This window comes from Desulfothermus naphthae (assembly GCF_054657475.1).
Genome location: NZ_BAAHYQ010000001.1, coordinates 643,799 through 660,665, shown reverse-complemented (window position 1 = coordinate 660,665; position 16,867 = coordinate 643,799). Strand labels below are relative to the sequence as shown.

The window sequence follows — 16,867 nt, the reverse complement described above, 5'->3', positions numbered from 1 at the left end:
ATTAACACATATTTTATTTAAATTTCTCAAAATATCTATCAATTTCAGGTCTCAATTCAATACCAACTCTTTCAAAACAATTTAATAATTCTACATAAGCACCAGTGCCTCCCAAAAAATCCCAAAACTCATCAGCTACTTTTAATTCCTGGCTCAAATCAAGCATTCCCTTTAATGTCCATCGTTCATATGGTTTAGGTTCATATGGATTATAAGGAATTGCAATATACGAATAGACATCTGCTTCTGGATGTTTAGCTAAATAAATTGCTATCCATTCTAATAAGGTACGTTTAAAGTCTTTAAAATTACTAATATTAGGCTTCGCTGTTTTTATATCAAATAAATGAACACGTCCTTTGGTATCTCTTAAAAACAAATCTACTTTTACAGTTTTTAATTTATTCATTTTTCCGGTGGTAGCAACATTACGTATCCTTTGAATCTCATTTTTTTTATCAGGATTTTTACCTGTACTTAATTCGTTTATTATATGTTGAATTTCAATCTGAGCATTTTCACTTATATTTGTTCCTAAAATATATTGTTTTTTGGCCTCTAAAAAATTTATACTTGCCAATGTCTCTGCCACTGGTTCAAAAATAGATGTTCCAAAGGTCGTATTAAGAGAATGAATAAAAGAAAATAATGCCATTCTATCCTTACCTAATAGGCGATAGTGAAATGGCATGTTCTTAGTTTCTGGATTGTAACTCTGAAATTTTTTTCTTAAACTTTCTTTTATTACCTCTTCGATTTTAGAAATTTGTTTTGTTGTTAAACTCACAATCGCTGCTCCTTTAAATGAAAAATAATCTCTGAATATGCAGATCTATCTTTTTCTACTCTATTAAGTACCGGTCTTTTATATTGGTTAACTATTTTCATTCCAGCCAATTTTGCTATACGCGGATATAAATTATATTTGTCATTTGCAACTAAAAATACATTGTAATCTTCTTTTAAATATTTTTTACAATTAAGAAGGACCTTGGCCACTCCCTGGACATATGATTCTCTTGCTTCTCTTCCACGGCCTTTGAATAATGGACCTATTTCTAATTCATCTCTTCGCTCAAACCCAAAAATCTCATATGCATAGGCATGTTGCTCATGATAATTTATTAAACCAACATAAGGAGGCGAAGAAAAAATACCTGCTATGCCCTGTTTAGATACCATCTCAGCTAGCTTGGGCTTTTTCTTCTTAAGTTCTTCTATTATGTTAATTGTCCTACTATCTCCTACGAGACATATCTGCATTGTATTGGTTCTAAGTTTGTCAAATTGACTGAGTCTATTCAAAGTATCAACAGAGTATCTCCGCCACCATCCCATTATGGAAAATATAGGTTTACAAATTTTGCCATGTTTTTTGCAGAAATAGGTGGTAGTGACAGGTTCTTTTAACGTAGCCAAATCAGCATGGGTAGTTGCCCTACAAGAGCGGACGGTTCTGCTCAATATTATTGCTAAAACTTTTTTAATTTTATTGTCTTCTATTTCCTTAATTTTTTCACACAAAAAATCTATTTCTTCTCTTACAGGAGCCAAAAACCATCTATCAAGAAAGGTTTCATTTTTATCTTGTTTAACCTGTATGTTATATCTTTTAACTAAATTCCAATAAATTGATAAAAATTTCTTTTCTTTATCCTTTGCATATTCTTCCTCATTTATTAACCCCTGTCTAACTTTTATTTTATAATCAGGTGAAGGAAAATATTTTTTATTAAAAACAGACAGTTCATTAAGCAAATGCTCTTCAAATAATATATTATTTCTTGTTCTTTCAAATCTTTCTAATTCAAAAGTCAATTTTTGAATTGCTTTGTGAAGTTGAAAAATATTATGCTTTTCTATTTTTACATTACTAATCATAACATTAAAAGCAGATATATCTACTCCAATTGCATGAATTCCAAGTTCATTTGCTTGAACAAGGGTGGTTCCACTACCACAAAATGGATCTAACACTATGTCACCTTTATTAAAAAATATTTCTTTCTTAAATTCGTCGGTATGTCCATCTAAAAAATACTCAACTAATTGAGGTATAAATTTACCTTTATATGGATGTAACCTATGGACATGTTTTGTCCTTTCAGACTCTTTATATTCAACAAAAGACAAGTGCCAATTAAGATCATCTCCCAAAATTTTTCTCCATTCCTTTTCTTTCCGAAAAAAGGTATCATAATAATTTTTTAATTCACTTATATCAATTAATGGATTTCCATTGTCACCATATTTTTTTATCCTTCCATACTGCAATAAATAAGAGATATTAGATACTGTAATTTTCCTCCCTAAATATTGAGAAGCCCATTTACTTGCTTCCTGAACAGTTATTAATCTCTTATCTGGTGCGAATGAGGTCAATTGATTCATAATCATCTCCAGATGTTACATACGGCTTTGTAGCGTAAAGACTTATTCAATAAAAATCACATCAAAATTATCACCAGTTAAAGACACTCCCCCACTGGGAGTAACTAAAAAGGTGTTTTCCACCCCAACCATACCCACACCATCAATACCAACCTTTGGTTCTAGGGCAATCACCATATTTTCTTCAAAGGGTTGTATAAATTTTTTTGCAATAGGTGGCCATTCATTTAAATATAGGCCAAGGCCATGTCCAATAAATGGAACCTTATTCCCTGAAAGCCCCATAAAACCAGTCTCAAATCCATATTTTTTTGCAAGCTGCGTGGCAAATAAATATAAATTTTCAGGACACTGTCCTGGGACAAGCATTTTGGCACATTCAGTCTGAACCATGAGGCAAAATTCCTGGGCCCTTTTTAGCTCTCTTGGCATATCTTTTTCTTTTCCTGCAAAAAAAACCTGGGATTTATCTGTTTGATAGCCCTCTAAGGAAAACACTGTATCTACCATAAGTATTTCTTTTTCCTTCCACACCTTACCACTGTAGCCAAAATGGGGAACTGCTGCGTGGATCCCCCTGCCCCCAACAGGTCCATTAAAACAGGTTGGGTAAATACCTGAATCTCCAGCACTAATATGTCCAATAAAGAGCTCTTCGTATGCCCCTTGCATACGAATAATGCCACTATGACCAAGGGACATATATGTGTCCAAGACAACTTCGCCGATTTCCCTCTCACTCATATTTGGCTTTATCTTTTTGGGAACTATCTCGCATATCCCCTGATAATGTCTCTTTCCTGCAAGTTTTATTTTTTCCAGCTCCCAACTGGTCTTTTTGGCGCACGCTGCATTTATTACAAAATCACCACTTAGGAGTTTTTTAGCCTGAAACTTTTTCTCCATTAATTTTCCTGTTGACCACAAAACCCCATCCATTTCTACTGAAAACACATTTGGGAGCGGATTATTATCATCTTCTAATATTTTAAACACATCTGAAAAGGAGCGATATGAAAATATATTTTTTACCAATGATTCTATTTTTGCCCGTTCAATCCCTTTTCTTATAAAGAGATAAGGCTCTCCTTCTTTAGGTAGCCAGAACATTCCAGTTGCAAAGTGCCCACTTGCCCAATATATGCGGACCCTGGATAATAGGAGTATGCCTTGTGACTCAGGCTGATATTTATCTAAAAGCTCTCTCAATCTGTTCCATCTTATCTCAAGTTCTTCTCTGGGTATTATTTCCAAGGCTTCAAACATCATCCCCCCTACTTACATTTTTACTCTATTTTCAATATTGCCCAATTAAAGAAAATAAAATAGATTATAGATTCATTTGGATGCTTAGTTTAGACAAATTTGTGCTTATTAGCAATGTATAAAATATTTGAAATATTTTTGGGAGTTGTCAATGGAAAATAAGGTTTTTAAATGTCAGATGTGTGGGGAATGCTGCAAAGGAGAAGGCGGAATAATTGTGACTTTAAAAGAGATACAAAGGATGGCTAAATACCTTTCTTTAACACCATCTGATTTTATGGATAAATTTATATGTAAAACTCCAGATGGGAAATTATCACTGGCAGTAAAAAAAGATGGAAGGTGTGTTTTTTTTGACACTGAAAAAAAAGGGTGTACAGTTCACCCTGTAAAACCTGATATATGTCTGGCATGGCCTTTTTTTAAAGGCAATCTAGAGGATGAATACAGTTTTTTGATGGCAAAGGAGTATTGTCCTGGCATTTTAAGGCATACAAAATTTGATGAATTCAAAAAATATGGTTACTTTTTTTTAAAAAAACATAATCTTATAAAAGACGAGGAAAATGGACCTAATGCCCTGAAGATCAGTGTGAGTGGTCAGAGTGAGTGGACAACAGATCACTTTTAATTAGAATTACATAAATAATGTAACAGGCCCAATAATTTATTATGGACAAAAATCGGGCACTTAGCATACTAAAAATTAATCAAAATGCATCATTAGATGAAATAAAAAAGGCCTATAGAAGGCTTGCATTTTTGTATCACCCGGACCTAAATCCACGTCTAAAAGATGCTACTAAAAAATTTCAAGAATTAAATGAAGCTTATGTATTTCTGATCTCTGAATATAAAAAGAAGCCTTCCCATCAGAGAAGATCTAAACCATATACAACTTACGAAAATGTACAGAAAAATGCATATTACACAACACCAAAAAAAGAATTTTTTTCAAAAAAATATAGATCTCAGAAGCATTATACCAAAACACGGAAAGAAGAGAAGACTACAACATATACATCTTCCCTATCACAAGAGGAGATATTAAAAAATATATTAAACGATCCCTTTGCAAGACAGGTATTTGAAGATATTTTCAGGGAAGTAAAAAAGAGGTCCATTTATCGAAACAATCTACCACTAGGCAGGGTTACAAGACTATCCCCCCTTGAACAAGTAAAAAAAATCACTGACATCTTTAGTATTTCTAATATTAAAAATTGGCTTAAGTCTCAGCTAGACCATGAACATATAATTTATCTGGAGAAAAAACAGATTATTCCAGGTGCAAAACTCAAATTTCAAATAACCCAATTTAAGAAAAGACCAACGCAAATAATAACTAAAATACCAGAAAATTATGTAGTTGGAAAGGCAATTCGTTTAAAAGGACTGGGAAAAAGGCTTGGACCATTTAAGGGAGATTTATATATTCGAATTTTTTATAAATAATCACAAAGACAATAAGCAGAAATGCGTAAAGATTTATAAATCTTGAATAGTTTTTTAAAAGATGAAATCCTGATCAAAGATTTTTTGGAGTAGGCTACAACTATCAAATAATCAACGAAGGGCAGTTGAAAATTTTCGTCCCTAGGTAATATCAAAAGATTCAGAAAAAGCCTTAAGGTGCTTTTGAACGCTAAGGGGAAATTCCTACCTCAGATAGCATAGGTGTTTAAGCGCCATCCGCACACTGTTAGAGACTAGATTAAACGTTATATGACTTATGGCATCTAAGGATTTGTTCTTAAATTTTCACCATTTAGGCCAAAAGATAAAAGGAAAAAAATAATGGAATATATAAAAACAATAACTTCAGATTTTCCTTTAATGCATGGCCTTCAGGAAAACGCGTGGACTGTTTTATTAATAACTCATGCTGCAAGAAGAGACTTAAATATGGAGGTTAGTTTAGATACGGTTCTACGGGCATTAGAAGACATGGGATATACTTGCAAAGGCCTAGCTAAAACAAGTTGCTTAGACAGCACAAACTAGAGAAGAGAAACATGCAGTAATTCGCTAGCTAGTGCTTATTTGCAAAAGTAATAATTATTTATTCCTTTGGGCAGAAGGAATGAACATACCCAGAAAAGCAAGAGTTATCACAATGTACAATAAAACACCCTGCAGGGCATGAGGCAATTAGAAGTATTTATAAACAAAAGAAAACGTAAGATCTTTTTGCTGTATTAAATGTAGCAATGTTAGATATTGTTGGGCAATTATCTTTTAAAATATTATTTAATATTTGTTATAAATATTTATGCATATCCGCTTAGCGAACTCAGTAGAATAACAAAAATTAAGGGAGTCTTTCCTATTAAAGACTCCCTCTTTAAACCTCTCAATCTGGCTAGAATGGAAATAACCATAAGATGAACCACAAGAAGTATGGCTACTCATTCTAATTTTGACAATTAAGGATTGGCACAAAGAATGTTATTATCTTTCCAAAAAAATCTCTCTTCAAAATCCTCCCTGCGTCCTCAAAAATTGATGGGGTATTATCAGAAACTGCCTTCACTTTACGGCTTGTCTTCTATTTCTTTTATCGAGAGAAATACTATCACCACTAATTCAAATTTTGACTGCCAAAAGGTACACGTAAATCTTACCCCGTTCTTTACTGCTTTTCTACTCTCAACTGGACTTTTACTTTATTTTTGCCATTTGGACATTCCCATTCCATTACAGGGAAGGAGCCACCAAATTGGAGGATATTTATTAAACCGAATAGATTATGATAAAAAAAACCACAAAAATCTCCACATTTGTGGACGCTTAGTTCATATTCTTCCCCTTCTTTCATGCCTATACTACACTGACCCTCCATCCCTACGATCTTTGCAATTACTTTGTTACCAAGTTTTGGATAATTTACTGCCATCTCAAGCACCTCCTTTGTGTTTTTAAAATTTTCATTCTTTATAAAAATGTGCTCTCAACCCCCAAACTTTTTTGGTGAAAAAGGCCTCTTTTTTATCCGTATATCTTCTTTGGTTTATAATTTTTATTATTTAATGCTTGCTCTCCTATTAGTCAACCTATAATTTTCGTAAACACCATATCCCCCAAAAACTTAGCTATTTACATTTAATCCCTTTCTAGGTTAATATTCAGTAATTGTATAAATGCTTTTATTATTTAGATTAAAAGATTAAAGGGAGAAAAACAATATAAATAAAAAATTAAATAAAGTAAAATAAAAGAAAACTACACCTGAAAGAATGAAAAAAAACAAATAAAAACTATGTTTTTAAAAAAATAAAAAAATTAGGAAAAAGTAAATGAAGGAGGCTTATTTATACGAAAAATTAGCGCAAAATAAGATAAGATGCAATCTATGCAATCACAGGTGTATGATAAAGGAAGGCTCAAAGGGAATATGTAGAGTAAGAGAAAACAGAAAGGGGATTTTGTATTCCTTAGTATATGATAAAGTTCTTGCACCACTTTTAGATCCCATTGAGAAACAGCCCATTTTTCATTTTATTCCTGGGAGTACAACTTTTTCTATTGCTACAGTGGGATGCAATTTTAGATGTAAATTTTGCCAAAATTACAAAATATCTCAACTACCTCATGATTATAATAAAATCATAGGGGAATTAATTCCCCCTGAAGCAATAATAGACTTTGCAATAAAAAATGACGCAAAAAGTATTTCCTATACATACACAGAGCCTACAGTATATTTTGAATTGTGTTTTGATACAGCAAGAATAGCAATTGAAAAGGGTCTAAAAAATGTATTTGTAACAAACGGTTATATGACTAAAGAATGTTTAAAGGAAATTTATCCTTATCTGCATGCTGCAAATGTGGATTTGAAATCATTCAGAAGTCAGTTTTACAAACATCTTTGTGGAGCACAACTTAAACATGTGTTAAAAACCATAGAGATCATAAAAAGTTTAGGAATATGGCTAGAAGTTACAACTTTAATAATTCCAGGATATAATGATAGTACTAAAGAATTAAAAGACATAGCAAAATTTTTGGTTTCTTTAGATCCCACTATTCCATGGCATGTTATCAAATTTTATCCTGAATATAAACTTATGACTCCACCACCAACCCCTGAAAAAACTCTTTATAAAGCAAGAGATATAGGACTATCAGAAGGATTAAAGTATGTTTACACAGGAAACGTGCCAGGAAACCATGGAAAAAATACATATTGCCCTAATTGTAAAAAACTCCTTATAGAAAGAGAGGGATTTTATATCTCTAAATTTAATTTGAAAAATGGAATCTGCCCCTATTGCGAAACAAAAATAGAAGGAATATGGAATTAAAATTCTCTTGGAAATCTCAAAAAATTTACTGGCTCACTTTCAATTTTAAAAAAGGGAGCATAGTTTAAAAATACATTAAACCAAAAGCCCTTTTTTAAAACTAAAACAATTTACTTGCTATCATAGTCCCAGCCAAAAAAGTTCCAATAGAACTACCAATATTTGCAAATGCAACAACTAAAAGTATTTTAGTCACTGGATTTGTCCAAAAACCCTTTACAGACAAAATAGCATTAGGCAGTTCTTCAATATCCTGTACCTTGGGTTTTCGAACCCAGGCCTGGACAAGACCTGCAACCCAACCTGCTGCTACCATGGGATTAAGACTGGTTATGGGAGCAGCCAAAAACGCGGAAATAATTGTTAAAGGATGTGCCAGGGCAAAGGCAACACCTAAAGCAGAAAGACTGCCATTAATCCCTATCCATAAGGAAATGGATTCAAGAGATAAGTCCTTGCCACCCTTTATAAAGCCATATATAAGCAGGCCTAAAATCAAAATAGGAATTAGCCATTTTAAAAATTGACCTATCTTGCCTTTTTGAGGCACCCTTTCTAAGGGTGACAGATCATTTTCCTTTGGGATATTGGACACAATTCCATTTACATGTCCATAACCAACAACTGCCAATATCTTTTTTCCCTGGGCTGACTTTATCTTTTCAGCTAAGTATATATCTCGCTCATCTAATAGTCTTTGTTTCACTTCGGGGAGTGAAGAAGCTACTTCCTCCAAGGCAATTTCCAGTTGATCCTTCTGCCTTAGTTTTTCAATATCTTGCTCTGTTATCTCTTCTGTTGAAAAAATAGATGAAATCAGAAGAGCGATTAATTTCATTTTTTTTAAAAATCCCAAATATCCCCACACCCTTTTTAGGGTGATATTAACATCCCTGTCTGCCAGAACTACTTGAGCGCCAATCTCCTGAGCAGCACACACAGCTTCTATCATATCAGCCCCTGGCCTAACTCCTAATCTATCACCTATTTTTTTATAAAAAGATGAGAGTATAAGCTGCATCAACAGATAAAAGGCCTTGTTTTGTTTAACCACCTTTACAATATCCATGTTTTTCCATTTATCTTCATTGAACATAGACTCATATCTAGCTTCACAAAGCTCCACACATACTGTATCAGGTTTTATCTCTTTTATTGTTTCTCTTACTTCCCTAACACTCTCCTTTGATACGTGGGCAGTACCAAGAATAAATATTTCCTTTTCTCCATACTCTACCCTAATGAGTTTTCCCTTTAATTTTTCTAATATATCCATGTCTTTATCCTAAAAAAATATCTGTAAAAACTGCTAAAAGAAGTATACAAGATACATATGCATTCATTTGAAAGAAGGCCATATTTATTTTATCGAGGCGAATTTCATTAACAATTATGTGTTCGAAAATAAGAATACAACTTACAATTAACCAACCAATAAAATAAATTGTCCCAAGACCAGCCAACCATCCACCTAAAAAAAAGAAAATTATAGAAATAATGTGAGAAAAATAAGATATCCAGAGGGCGGATTTTATACCCAATTTTGAAGGCAGAGAAAAAAGCCCTTGTTCTCTGTCAAATTCCTTATCCTGAATACTGTACAAAATGTCAAAACCAGCTACCCAAAAAAGGACACCAAATGCAAATGTCACCGCTACTGGACGTACATGGGGATCAACTCCAAGCCAGCCACCAATAGGCGCCATTGCCAGAACAGATCCAAGCCAAAAATGACATAGGGTGGTAAACCTCTTTGAAAAACTATACAGAGCCCCCCATACAAGTGCAAAAAAGGATAGATAAAAACATAGCCTGTTTAATCCATAACAGGCAAGTATAAAAATAAAGGCAAAAATAATGGAAAATAAACAGGATTCCTTTAGGGTAATATCACCAGTAACTAGAGGTCTGTCCTGAGTCCTTGGATTTATTTTATCAAATTTTAGATCTATAATCCTGTTCATTGCCATTGCAAATGACCTCATGCCCACCATTGCAATGGAGATTAATAAAAAGACCCTTAGACCTGGCCAATTTGAATTTGCCAGAAAACAACCTATGTAAGCAAAAGGCAAGGCAAAAAGGGAATGTTCAATCTTTATCATGTTTAAAAATAGTTTAAATTTATTTTCCATTAACTTCTCCTTACAACCTTTAAAAATCTCCTTTTGCCAACCTTAACTACACATTCTCCAATATCAAATTTGATGTAAGGATCATGGATTTTTTTGCCGTCTATAGATATTGCATTTTGTTTTATTAATCTTCTTACCTCACCCTTTGAGTTACACAACCCTTTGTCAACCAACAGGTCAATTAATGTAACATCAGGACTTTCTATGATTTCTTCTGGAATATCTGAAGGTATATTGTGTTTTGAAAACACTCTGTTAAACTCTTCTTGGGCTTTTTTTGCCATTGATATTCCATGAAATCTAGCTGTTATCTCAAAGGCGAGGTCTTCTTTTGCCTTTTTAGGATGTAAGTTGCCTGCTTCTATATCTCTTTTCATCTTTTCAATGTAAACAGTATCCTTATCTGATAACAATTCATAATATCTAAACATGAGTTCATCAGATATGGACATGATTTTACCAAACATCTCAAAAGGAGGATCTTCTATAGCAACATAATTTCCAAGGGACTTACTCATTTTATTGACACCATCTAGTCCTTCTAAAAGGGGCATGGTAATTACAATCTGAGGCTCCATTCCCTCTTGTTTTTGCAAGGTTCTTCCAACAAGCAAATTAAATTTTTGATCTGTTCCCCCAAGTTCCACATCTGCTTTCATGGCAACAGAATCATAGCCCTGTATCAATGGATAGATAAATTCATGGATTGCAATAGGTTTGTTTTCCTTGAACCTCTTTGAGAAATCATCTCTTTCCAGCATTCTGGCAACAGTGTATCTTGAACATAATTTTATAAAATCTGAGGCAGTGAATTTATCCAGCCACTGGGAATTAAACATAATCTCTGTCTTTTCCTCATCCAGGATTTTGAATATTTGTTTCTTATAGGTCTCTGCGTTTTTTAAAACTTCCTCCCTTGTTAATGGTTTTCTGGTCTCTGATTTCCCTGTAGGATCACCTATCATTCCAGTAAAATCACCAATCAAAAACAGGACTTTATGTCCAAGTTCCTGAAAATGCTTTAATTTTTGAATGAGTACAGTATGGCCTAAATGGAGATCTGGCGCAGTTGGATCAAATCCTGCCTTTACTCTTAAAGGTATTTTTTTTTGTAGCTTTTTTATAAGTTCCTCTTCTTCTATAATTTCTACTGTACCACGTTTTATAAGTTCAAGCGCGCTCTTTACATCTGTTTCCATAAAAAGACTCCTTTTGACTATATTTTTAATAAACTCACGTTAATTTTAAGTTGCATAACAATCTTGCTTCTCAGCTGTAAGATTTGATTTAAATTTTTAGCCTTACTACTTCTGATTTGCAAGAGAATTTTAGGCTTTTGAAATGCATGAATTATAGTATCCTACAGAACTTGATATAATAAGAACGATCTGATATAATGAATATCTATGATAGGGAAATGAAAGGAGTCTTCTGGCAAAAGTTCGCTTTCCTACTCCATTAGGATCGGCTATAATATAACACGATCTTTTCATTTATTGCCTATTAACCTACATCGAACATCATGGGTTACAAGTCGGTGTGAAGCGCCATAGAAACAGCGGTTCAGACGGAATTGGAATTTTCCTCAAAGTATGTTAGCAAAGATTAAACTTTGAGGAGGAGAGTCATGAGTAAGAAAAGAAGACATCACACCCCCCAAGAAAAAGTGATGATTTTGAAGAAAAATCTATTGGAAAATGGGTCCGTATCAGATGTATGTGATGAATATAATATACATCCTACACTTTTTTATAGAGAGCAGAAGGAATTTTTTGAAAAAGGAAGCATGGTCTTTGAAAAAGAAAAAGGGTCATATTTCTAGATTAGAGAAAAAGATTGCTGCTTTAGAAGACAAACTTTCTCAGAAGAATGAAGTGTTGGCTGAGCTCATGGAAGAATATGTAAGTTTAAAATAAATTTTTGGGAAAATTTAAATGATATGTGGGTAGCACACGATATTAGAGATAAAGTGGGCATTTTTTAATTATTGGTCCCAAAAAACCGAAATCAAAATCAGTGATGCCAGGAGAATAGTAGGTGATTTTGTAGAATACTACAATTTTAAACGTTTTCCTAGTGCCATAGAATATATAATGCCAAAAGATAAGCTTGAAGGAAAAGATAAAGAGATATTTGTAGAACGAAATCGTAAACTTTATAAGGCTAGAGAACGTAGAAAAGTATTGCGTCAAAAGTGAAAAAAATTAAGCATAGGGTACTATACAAAAAAATAATAGTTCCTTCGCCAGAGGTAAAGGAAGAGTCCGCGTCCCCCCGCCGTCGGCACCTTCAGAATCAACACACGAAAAAGGGGTGTCAAGGATGCGCCAAAGGCGCACCTGAAAGGCTTGTCCTTGACACCCCTTTGATGTGTGTTAGAGGGACATCTGTCTTTTATAGACCCTTTTGGAAATTAAAACTAGCTTATTTTTATCCAGGAAAATTCCATTTTACGCTGAACCAAGACACCTAGTTCTTTTTATTGCAAATGTCTTAGTTGTATATCCATTCCTATAATTCCCTTCCCTTTTTCCTTTAACCCTCTCATATTTCTGCCTTCCTAAAAAATAGTAAGTTCAGTTTCCATCATCTTTGTCAGAAATTTCCCTAGGTGGTCCTTAATATCTCTTCTTATCAACTTAAAAATATCTTTGGAACTAAAACTAAGTCCTTGATAAAATCCTTAATTTCAGGCAAACTAATCTTGCATTCGAATATAGACATAGGGCATCCTCCTTTATGGGTTTTTTAGGTTATTTTTTCCTTTCACCTCACCCTAAAGGATGATGCCCATTTTTCTATAAAAAATTTACCCAAATTTTTTTACACTACAGCCCATTCTGTTGGAGCAATGGGAAAATAGGGTAGGGAGATTACTACAGGGAGAGCTGATATTGTAATTGGCACATTTACCAAGGCCTTTGGATTTTTCGGGGCATTTATCCTTTTGCCCTGTGTTTTAAAGGAGGAGAAATAAAAATGACAAGAGAAATGGTGCTTGTGGAGCAGCACGACCTCATTGGAATTATAACAATCAATAATCCTAAAAAAAAGAATGCAGTAAATGAAGATATTTTGAAGACTATAATTAAGGAACTTCATTCCATGGAAGAGCAAGGAATTCGCGTAATCATACTAACTGCACAAGGCAACAATATATTCTGTTCAGGTTATGATATCACAGCATCTTTACCAGACTATGCAAATATGAGTTTAGAACAGGCTATGGAAGAAATGGAAAGGACCGATTATGTAAAACAAATTACAAGGACAATTGAAAAAATTGGCGTTCCAGTTATTGCCATGATTAAAGGTCATTGCATTGGTGCAGGATTAGATATTGTTGCAGCCTGCGATTTTCGCTATGCTACATCAAATGTTAAATTCTCAATTCCTCCTGCAAAGCTAGGGATTGTTTATAATCCAGAGGGGATTAGGAGGTTAATAAATATTTTAGGTGTTCCACGAGCTAAGGAGCTATTATTTTTGGGTAAATCTATCTCTGCTAAAGAAGCACTCAAATATGGTCTAGTTCATGAAATTCTGCCTGATACAAAAAGTCTAGAAGATTATACAATGGTTATAGCCAATACTTTGGTGCAAAATGCCCCTCTTGCTGTAAGGGGCATGAAAAAAATCTTTCGATACTTTGTTGAAGAACAAGAACTCAGTAGGGAAAAAAATATTGAGGCAGCAAGATTGATATTAAAGGCAATAAACAGTGAGGATATAGAGGAAGCAAAAAAGGCCTTTCTTGAAAAACGTAAACCCAATTTTAAAGGAAAATAAAAAGTAAATTTACTGCTTTGTGATAGGGTTAAAAATAGAAAGTTCTTTTTTAAGGTGGCTCCCCGGGGCGGACTTGAACCGCCAACATGGTGATTAACAGTCACCCGCTCTGCCGCTTGAGCTACCGGGGATTGAAACAACGAAGAGAATTGTATCTATTATCTTTGAGATGTCAAGATTTTTTTCTTGGCAAATTTAATATTCTAGTTTTAATTGTTTTTTATAATAGGAAAAAATATATTCCCTTAGGGCAAGAATCCAGGACCTAGGTTTTTCACCAAGAAAACCTGTCAGTCTTGAAATATCAAGCACTCCATATTCAGGAAATTTTCCTTGTATTGACCTGTCTTCTTCAACAACTGGTTCCACGACACATTGCCTCCCAAGTAAGTTTATAATTTCTTGGGCAACTTCACATAAACTGGCCTGGCCGCTATTTACAACATGATAGATACCTTTTGCCTTTTTTTTGAGTAGCTTGCATGTATAATCCGCAAGATCTAAGGTATATGTTGGAGAGACTATATTTTTATGACATGCACAAATCCTATCCTGTTTTAACACAGTTTTTATAATATCGTCCACATAATTTGCAGCCCATGGACCAAAGGGCCATGAAGTTCTAATAATAAACCACTTGGTTAGATTTCCATTAATAAGAGCTTCTTCTCCTTTTAATTTTGATAACCCATACACAGACTTTGGATTTGGCTTGTCTTCCTCTACATATGGTACATTTCTTTTACCATCAAATACCATATAAGTACTAAAATGAACTAAATAACTGTCCCAATGTTTTAATATTTCTACTATTTTTTTGGGAAGCTCAAAGTTCACCCTATTGGCCATTTCAGGATTTTCTTCTGCACTAAGAGGCAGATTATAGGAAACAGCATTCAAAACAATATCAGGTTTTATATCTTTTAAATATTCAGACAATTTAGCAAAATCCAGGACATCAAATTCAGATTTATCGTGTAAAATTAACTCATAGCCTGGATCCTTGGAAAAGACATAGGAGAGGGCCTTTCCAATAAGCCCTCTTTTACCTCCTAATATAACCACTTTTGACTTTTTCATATCACCCTTAAATTACCCCTGTAAAAATTCAGGATTTAAAATCTCAATTTTAGCATTTTTTCTTATTCCATTTAAAAAGTCCCTGAAAATAAGTTCTTTTTTCCTTTGCTCTGCCATTTTTTCCCAGAAGACCTTTTGCTCTTTCCAGTTTTTTTCATCTGCACCCTTAACCTCTTCTAACTTTACCAGAACAAATTTCTCATTAATTTTATATACTCCAGGTAGCCACTTCCCCGTAGGGGATAACAGCAAATCCTTTGTCAAGGCATCGCTAAAACCTAAATTTGGGATATATTTATCTGATAATTTAAAAAACTCAGACTCCTTAATTAATTCATTATAATTTTTGGGGACATCTCCTTTTTTGAGTATATTTAATACCTTATTTGCCTTTTCCCTTGCAAGTTTTTCTGCCTTTTGCCTCTTTAATTCCTTTAAAATAATCTCTTTAACTTCCTTTAACGCCTTTATCCTTTCTGGAACATCCTTAACCTTCTTAACTATCATATATCCATTTTTGATGATTATTGGAGTCTCATATACCTTGTTGTTTTCCATTAAAAAAAGCTGGTCAATATCCTCTGGTTTTAGATTAAATAGAGTTTTAATCTCTTTTTTGGAAAGTAGTTTGGTACTTTGAACAGTCAAATCTAATTTATTTGCAGCACTGTCTAAACTATTTGTATTAAATACTAGGTCCAAGGCCTTATCTAAGTATTCTTCTATCTTATCCATTGCCTTTTCCCTGGCAAGGGTATCCTTTATATCCAATTTTACCTCATCCAAAGACTTATAATGGGCAGCTTTTATGTCCTCAACTAAAATAAGATGATATCCAAATATGGTCTTAACAGGACCGCCAACCTCTCCCTTTTTTAGAGAAAAAGTCAGTTGTTCAAACTCTTTTACAGTATCTCCTTTTTTTATCCACCCAATATCTCCACCATCCTTTGCACTTGGACCTTGAGAATACTTTTTTGCCAATTTATGAAAATCTTCTCCATTTTTTATCTTCTTTAATATATTCATTATCTTTTTCTTGGCCTTTTTACCATCCTTATGGTTTTTGTCTATTTTAATCAAAATATGGGCTACTTTTCTTGTCTCAGGTTCATAAAATTTAGATTTATTTTTCTCATAATAAGATTCTATCTCTTTATCTGTCACATTCATTAATGGAGCAAGACTATCAGGTGTTATCTTTATATACTTTATTTGTATCTTTTCTGGTTCTTTAAATTCATTTTTGTGTTCATTATAATAATTTTTTATTTCCTCATTTGTAACTGATACCTTATCCACATAATCTTTGGGATCAAATACAAGGTATTTTATTTTTCCCTCTCTCATTATAAAATTATATAAATCTCTTATCTCTGATTCTGTAACAGTAACTGATGACGTAATCAGTTCTTTTAAGGCCTTAATTCTCATATCATTTTCAACAAGGGATTCAAATTCTGATGGTGTTAAATTATTTGAAGCAAGCACCATTTGGTATCTTTTAGGATCAAAAACCTTATCTTTGTCCTTAAATACATCCATAGAGGTTATCTTATCCCTTAGTTGGGCAGAAGATACATAAATCCCCAATTCTTTTGCCTTTTGAAGGAGCAATTTTTGATTTACAAGCTGATCAAATACCGCTTTTTTTAGTCCAAACCTCTTTAAATCTTCACTGGTCAAATTCGGATTTTGCTTTAAAATCCTCTCATACTGACTTTGATAGGCCTTTAAAAATTCCTGGGTCATTATTGGCTCGCCATTTACCTTAGCAAGCACACTCCTTTTATTTACCCTAAGACCACCAACACCCCAAAACACAAAAACAAGAATAATAATACCAAATATTAGTTTAATCACCCATGATCGTGCATTCCTTCTCATTCCATCTAACAT

At 33.5% G+C, this 16,867-nt stretch carries 17 protein-coding genes and 1 tRNA gene; 7 read left to right on the top strand and 11 right to left on the bottom strand.

What is annotated here, in order from left to right:
• Positions 1–13 precede the first annotated feature (13 nt).
• From ACYQ1E_RS03160 to ACYQ1E_RS03150, 3 genes are read right to left on the bottom strand one after another with little or no spacing between them, the layout of a single operon-like run.
• A complete protein-coding gene (locus ACYQ1E_RS03160; protein ID WP_459875257.1) occupies positions 14–787 on the bottom strand; it encodes a TdeIII family type II restriction endonuclease in 774 nt (257 codons plus the stop codon).
• Positions 784–2,391 (bottom strand): DNA methyltransferase, encoded by a 1,608-nt coding sequence (locus tag ACYQ1E_RS03155; protein ID WP_459875255.1) that lies wholly within the window; start codon positions 2,389–2,391, stop codon positions 784–786. The genes ACYQ1E_RS03160 and ACYQ1E_RS03155 overlap by 4 nt, the downstream gene beginning before the upstream one ends.
• 42 nt (positions 2,392–2,433) lie before the next feature.
• Positions 2,434–3,657, bottom strand: a complete 1,224-nt coding sequence (locus ACYQ1E_RS03150) for a M24 family metallopeptidase (RefSeq protein ID WP_459875253.1) — start codon at positions 3,655–3,657, stop codon at positions 2,434–2,436.
• 151 nt (positions 3,658–3,808) lie between these two features.
• On the opposite strand from ACYQ1E_RS03150, the gene ACYQ1E_RS03145 reads away from it, so the two are divergent.
• From ACYQ1E_RS03145 to ACYQ1E_RS03135, 3 genes are all read left to right on the top strand, one after another.
• Positions 3,809–4,288: a YkgJ family cysteine cluster protein gene (locus ACYQ1E_RS03145; protein WP_459875251.1), complete on the top strand. Its 480-nt coding sequence runs from the start codon at positions 3,809–3,811 to the stop codon at positions 4,286–4,288.
• A gap of 41 nt (positions 4,289–4,329) precedes the next feature.
• Complete coding sequence (locus ACYQ1E_RS03140; RefSeq protein WP_459875249.1) at positions 4,330–5,112, top strand: J domain-containing protein; 783 nt, start codon at positions 4,330–4,332, stop codon at positions 5,110–5,112.
• Positions 5,113–5,454: 342 nt separating this feature from the next.
• Positions 5,455–5,661 carry a hypothetical protein gene (locus ACYQ1E_RS03135; protein ID WP_459875248.1) on the top strand — a complete coding sequence of 69 codons (207 nt, stop codon included), beginning with the start codon at positions 5,455–5,457 and terminating at the stop codon, positions 5,659–5,661.
• A gap of 628 nt (positions 5,662–6,289) precedes the next feature.
• On the opposite strand, the gene ACYQ1E_RS03130 is transcribed toward ACYQ1E_RS03135, so the two are convergent.
• Positions 6,290–6,553, bottom strand: a complete 264-nt coding sequence (locus ACYQ1E_RS03130; protein ID WP_459875246.1) for a TIGR04076 family protein — start codon at positions 6,551–6,553, stop codon at positions 6,290–6,292.
• 400 nt (positions 6,554–6,953) lie between these two features.
• Between ACYQ1E_RS03130 and amrS the strand changes: the two genes are divergently transcribed.
• Positions 6,954–7,964 (top strand): AmmeMemoRadiSam system radical SAM enzyme, encoded by a 1,011-nt coding sequence (gene amrS / locus ACYQ1E_RS03125; protein WP_459875244.1) that lies wholly within the window; start codon positions 6,954–6,956, stop codon positions 7,962–7,964.
• Positions 7,965–8,064: 100 nt separating this feature from the next.
• Here the strand turns inward: amrS and ACYQ1E_RS03120 are convergent, their stop codons facing one another.
• From ACYQ1E_RS03120 to ACYQ1E_RS03105, 4 genes are all read right to left on the bottom strand, one after another.
• A complete protein-coding gene (locus tag ACYQ1E_RS03120) occupies positions 8,065–9,240 on the bottom strand; it encodes a TraB/GumN family protein (protein ID WP_459875242.1) in 1,176 nt (391 codons plus the stop codon).
• A 4-nt stretch (positions 9,241–9,244) separates the two neighbouring features.
• A complete protein-coding gene (locus tag ACYQ1E_RS03115) occupies positions 9,245–10,099 on the bottom strand; it encodes a UbiA-like polyprenyltransferase (protein WP_459875240.1) in 855 nt (284 codons plus the stop codon).
• Complete coding sequence (gene tyrS / locus ACYQ1E_RS03110) at positions 10,099–11,298, bottom strand: tyrosine--tRNA ligase (RefSeq protein ID WP_459875238.1); 1,200 nt, start codon at positions 11,296–11,298, stop codon at positions 10,099–10,101. Before tyrS ends, ACYQ1E_RS03115 begins: the two co-directional genes overlap by 1 nt.
• A 129-nt stretch (positions 11,299–11,427) precedes the next feature.
• Entirely contained in the window at positions 11,428–11,592 is a 165-nt protein-coding gene (locus ACYQ1E_RS03105) for a hypothetical protein (RefSeq protein WP_459875236.1), read from the bottom strand.
• Positions 11,593–11,726: 134 nt separating this feature from the next.
• Here ACYQ1E_RS03105 and ACYQ1E_RS03100 point away from each other — a divergent pair, with 134 nt between their 5' ends.
• From ACYQ1E_RS03100 to ACYQ1E_RS03090, 3 genes are all read left to right on the top strand, one after another.
• On the top strand, positions 11,727–11,921 hold the full coding sequence (locus ACYQ1E_RS03100) for a transposase (protein WP_459875234.1): 195 nt from the start codon (positions 11,727–11,729) through the stop codon (positions 11,919–11,921).
• Entirely contained in the window at positions 11,893–12,015 is a 123-nt protein-coding gene (locus tag ACYQ1E_RS03095; RefSeq protein ID WP_459875232.1) for a hypothetical protein, read from the top strand. Before ACYQ1E_RS03100 ends, ACYQ1E_RS03095 begins: the two co-directional genes overlap by 29 nt.
• Positions 12,016–13,078: 1,063 nt before the next feature.
• On the top strand, positions 13,079–13,888 hold the full coding sequence (locus tag ACYQ1E_RS03090; RefSeq protein WP_459875231.1) for an enoyl-CoA hydratase/isomerase family protein: 810 nt from the start codon (positions 13,079–13,081) through the stop codon (positions 13,886–13,888).
• Positions 13,889–13,943: 55 nt separating this feature from the next.
• Here ACYQ1E_RS03090 and ACYQ1E_RS03085 read toward each other — a convergent pair.
• From ACYQ1E_RS03085 to ACYQ1E_RS03075, 3 genes are all read right to left on the bottom strand, one after another.
• A tRNA-Asn gene (locus tag ACYQ1E_RS03085) sits at positions 13,944–14,019 on the bottom strand.
• A 64-nt stretch (positions 14,020–14,083) separates the two neighbouring features.
• Positions 14,084–14,968 (bottom strand): SDR family oxidoreductase, encoded by an 885-nt coding sequence (locus ACYQ1E_RS03080; protein ID WP_459875229.1) that lies wholly within the window; start codon positions 14,966–14,968, stop codon positions 14,084–14,086.
• Between the two features lie 12 nt (positions 14,969–14,980).
• A complete protein-coding gene (locus ACYQ1E_RS03075; RefSeq protein ID WP_459875227.1) occupies positions 14,981–16,867 on the bottom strand; it encodes a SurA N-terminal domain-containing protein in 1,887 nt (628 codons plus the stop codon).

What these genes read in the sequence shown, in the direction of transcription:
- ACYQ1E_RS03155 (WP_459875255.1), bottom strand. Translation starts at nt 2,391, where the DNA reads ATGAATCAATTGACCTCATTCGCACCAGATAAGAGATTAATAACTGTT.
- ACYQ1E_RS03150 (WP_459875253.1), bottom strand. Translation starts at nt 3,657, where the DNA reads ATGTTTGAAGCCTTGGAAATAATACCCAGAGAAGAACTTGAGATAAGA.
- ACYQ1E_RS03145 (WP_459875251.1), top strand. Translation starts at nt 3,809, where the DNA reads ATGGAAAATAAGGTTTTTAAATGTCAGATGTGTGGGGAATGCTGCAAA.
- ACYQ1E_RS03140 (WP_459875249.1), top strand. Translation starts at nt 4,330, where the DNA reads ATGGACAAAAATCGGGCACTTAGCATACTAAAAATTAATCAAAATGCA.
- ACYQ1E_RS03135 (WP_459875248.1), top strand. Translation starts at nt 5,455, where the DNA reads ATGGAATATATAAAAACAATAACTTCAGATTTTCCTTTAATGCATGGC.
- ACYQ1E_RS03130 (WP_459875246.1), bottom strand. Translation starts at nt 6,553, where the DNA reads ATGGCAGTAAATTATCCAAAACTTGGTAACAAAGTAATTGCAAAGATC.
- amrS (WP_459875244.1), top strand. Translation starts at nt 6,954, where the DNA reads ATGAAGGAGGCTTATTTATACGAAAAATTAGCGCAAAATAAGATAAGA.
- ACYQ1E_RS03120 (WP_459875242.1), bottom strand. Translation starts at nt 9,240, where the DNA reads ATGGATATATTAGAAAAATTAAAGGGAAAACTCATTAGGGTAGAGTAT.
- ACYQ1E_RS03115 (WP_459875240.1), bottom strand. Translation starts at nt 10,099, where the DNA reads ATGGAAAATAAATTTAAACTATTTTTAAACATGATAAAGATTGAACAT.
- tyrS (WP_459875238.1), bottom strand. Translation starts at nt 11,298, where the DNA reads ATGGAAACAGATGTAAAGAGCGCGCTTGAACTTATAAAACGTGGTACA.
- ACYQ1E_RS03105 (WP_459875236.1), bottom strand. Translation starts at nt 11,592, where the DNA reads ATGAAAAGATCGTGTTATATTATAGCCGATCCTAATGGAGTAGGAAAG.
- ACYQ1E_RS03100 (WP_459875234.1), top strand. Translation starts at nt 11,727, where the DNA reads ATGAGTAAGAAAAGAAGACATCACACCCCCCAAGAAAAAGTGATGATT.
- ACYQ1E_RS03090 (WP_459875231.1), top strand. Translation starts at nt 13,079, where the DNA reads ATGACAAGAGAAATGGTGCTTGTGGAGCAGCACGACCTCATTGGAATT.
- ACYQ1E_RS03080 (WP_459875229.1), bottom strand. Translation starts at nt 14,968, where the DNA reads ATGAAAAAGTCAAAAGTGGTTATATTAGGAGGTAAAAGAGGGCTTATT.
- ACYQ1E_RS03075 (WP_459875227.1), bottom strand. Translation starts at nt 16,867, where the DNA reads ATGTTAGATGGAATGAGAAGGAATGCACGATCATGGGTGATTAAACTA.